This is a genomic window from Alloyangia pacifica (assembly GCF_020524285.1).
GTDB lineage: Bacteria > Pseudomonadota > Alphaproteobacteria > Rhodobacterales > Rhodobacteraceae > Salipiger > Salipiger pacificus_B.
This window is the reverse complement of sequence record NZ_JAIVKX010000036.1, coordinates 1-2,607: the sequence shown is the minus strand read 5'-3', so window position 1 is coordinate 2,607 and position 2,607 is coordinate 1. Positions and strand designations below refer to the sequence as shown.

The 2,607-nt window shown below is 62.6% G+C and carries 3 protein-coding genes; all 3 read left to right on the top strand.

The annotated features are described in order from the left end of the window. Window positions 1-960: TRAP transporter substrate-binding protein (locus tag LC039_RS26700; RefSeq protein ID WP_226629913.1), on the top strand; the 960-nt coding region annotated here is incomplete at its 5' end. 66 nt (window positions 961-1,026) lie between these two features. Next, complete coding sequence (locus LC039_RS26695) at window positions 1,027-1,617, top strand: TRAP transporter small permease subunit (protein ID WP_083191398.1); 591 nt, start codon at window positions 1,027-1,029, stop codon at window positions 1,615-1,617. A 1-nt stretch (window position 1,618) separates the two neighbouring features. Further along, the coding region (locus LC039_RS26690) for a TRAP transporter large permease (RefSeq protein ID WP_226629911.1) at window positions 1,619-2,607 on the top strand (989 nt) is incomplete at its 3' end.

Genomic DNA, 2,607 nt, shown 5'->3' with positions numbered 1-2,607 from the left:
GCCGCCTCGGCACAGGAATACAGTTTCCGCTTCCAGTCCTCGGACCCGGCCGGCAACCCGAACTTCATCTTCCAGCAGGGCTGGACGGAAACGGTCAAAGAGATGACCGACGGCAAGGTCAGCATCGAGCTGCTGCCGGTGGGTTCGATCGTCGACTACAAGGAAACGCCCGACGCGATCGCCGCTGGGATCATTGATGGCCATATCACCGACACTTCCTATTTCGCCGGTCGTGACCCGGCCTTCGGCCTGATCGCCAACCCTGTCGGCGCATGGTCCGATCCCGAGCAGATGATCGACTTCGTCGAAAACGGTGGCGGCAAGGAGCTGATGAACGAACTGATCAATCCCTATGGGCTCGAGTTCATCGGCGTCTCCACCCCGGGCCTCGAAGCCTTTGTCTCGAAGGTGCCGCTCGACAGCGTCGCCGACCTGCAGGGCGTCAAGGTTCGCTCGCCCGAAGGGCTGATTGCCAACGTCTTCGCCGCCGCCGGCGCAAACCCGGTGAACCTGCCCGCCTCCGAGGTCTACACCTCGCTCGACAAGAGCGTCATCGACGCCGCCGACTACTCGGTCTTTTCGGTGAACCAAGAGACCGGCATGAACGAGATCGCGCCGCATCCGGTCTATCCCGGCTTCCACTCGCTGCCGCTGGTCGAGGTTTCGATGAACAAGGCCAAGTGGGACGCGCTGCCGCCGGAGATCCAGGAGCAGCTCAAGGCCTCGGTGAAGGAATTCCAGCAGACCCAGGTGAACACGCTGAAAGAGCGTGATCTCGAGGCGGTTGAAACCGCTGAGGCCGAGGGCATCACCATCCACAACTGGTCCGACGAGGAACGCGCCAAGTTCCGCGCCATCGCGCAGAACGAATGGGCGACCGTCGCCGAGGGCTCGCCGATGGCGAAGAAGGTCTTCGACACGCTGACCGCCTATCTCACCGACAAGGGCCTCCTCCAGTAAGCCCGTGGAGGCCGGCGGCACGGGTCGCCGGCCTTCCTGCATACCAATCTGACGGAGGACATGTTGATGAGCAGACCTGATAGCGCCCCCTCGGAACACGAGCACACCTCCGAGCTGCCGACCCATGAGACACGAGAAGAGCCGATCCCCGAGGCGGGGCTGCTCGGCCGTGCCATCGACCGTCTGGGCTTTATATTCGCGGTCGGGATCGTGGCGGCGGCGGTCTTCCTGCTGATGGAGGTCTTCCTGCGGTATGCGCTGAACGCCCCGACGATCTGGGCGCATGAGACCGCGACCTTCCTCTGCGGTCTGGCGTTTCTCTACGGCGGCCTGTTCTGCGTGTCGCGCGACCGGCACATCCGGGTGGTCCTGATCTACGACGCCCTCCCAGCGCGGGCCCGAAAGGCGCTCGACATCTTCACATCACTGGCCTCGATGATTGCCAGCGGGTTCTTTGCCTATGCGGCGTGGCTGATGCTCAGCAAGGCGGTATGGTCGCCGATGGGCGATCTGCGCCTCGAACGCTCCGGCAGCGCCTGGAACCCGCCGCTGCCCGCTTACCTCAAGATATTCCTTTTTGTTCTGATGCTTGTCATGTGCGCCCAGTTCGCGGTGATTGTCGTCAAGCAGCTCAAAAAGCCTGCAAAGGACATCTGACATGCAAGCCATGTTCGATCTGGCGGCGCTCGGCATCGGGCCCGCAACCCTCCTCATGTTCGGTCTCATGGTGGTGCTGCTGCTGACCGGCATGCCGCTGGCCTTCGTCACGCTGCTCGTTTCGTTGGTCTTTGCGCTCGGCTTCTTCGGCCCGCTGTCGATCACCGTGATCACGAGCCGGATTTACACCTTCGTCAACAGTTTCATCTTCGTCTCAGTGCCTATGTTCGTGCTGATGGCAGCGATGCTCGACCGATCCGGCGTCGCCCGCGACCTGTTCGACGCGATGAAGCTCATCGGTGGCCGGATCCGCGGCGGGGTCGCCGTGCAAACCATCTTCGTATCGGTGATCCTCGCGGCCATGTCGGGCATCATCGGCGGCGAGATCGTGTTGCTCGGCCTGATCGCCCTGCCCCAGATGCTGCGGCTTGGCTATGATCGAGATCTTGCGATCGGTGTCGTCTGCGCCGGCGGCTCGCTGGGTGCCATGATCCCGCCCTCGATTGTGCTGATCATGTACGGTCTGACCGCCAACGTCTCGATCGGCGATCTGTTCACCGCGTCATTCGTGCCCGGCCTGATGCTGGCCTCGCTCTACGTGGGCTACGTGCTGCTGCGATCCTACTTCTCGGAAGGCGTGGCGCCGCCCCCCACCAACGAGAAGATTCCATCTGCGGAAAAACTGCGCCTGCTAAAAGGCCTGATCCTGCCGTTGCTCGTGGTGACTTTCGTTCTGGGCTCGATTTACGCCGGTATTGCCTCTGTGACCGAAGCCTCGGCGGTCGGCGTGGCAGGGGTTGCGCTCTCCGCCGTGATCCGCGGCGAGTTCACCTGGAAGTTCCTGCGTGAAAGCGCAATGCAGACCCTCTCGACCTGCGGCATGATCGTCTGGATCGGGATCGGTGCCACGGCCCTCGTCGGCGTATACAACCTCATGGGCGGCATTAATTTCGTCGCTGGGCTGATCACCGGTGTCTCGGACAACCCGAT

Excerpts from the sequence above, each read along its gene's own strand:
- LC039_RS26695 (WP_083191398.1), top strand. The coding sequence starts at position 1,027 with ATGAGCAGACCTGATAGCGCCCCCTCGGAACACGAGCACACCTCCGAG.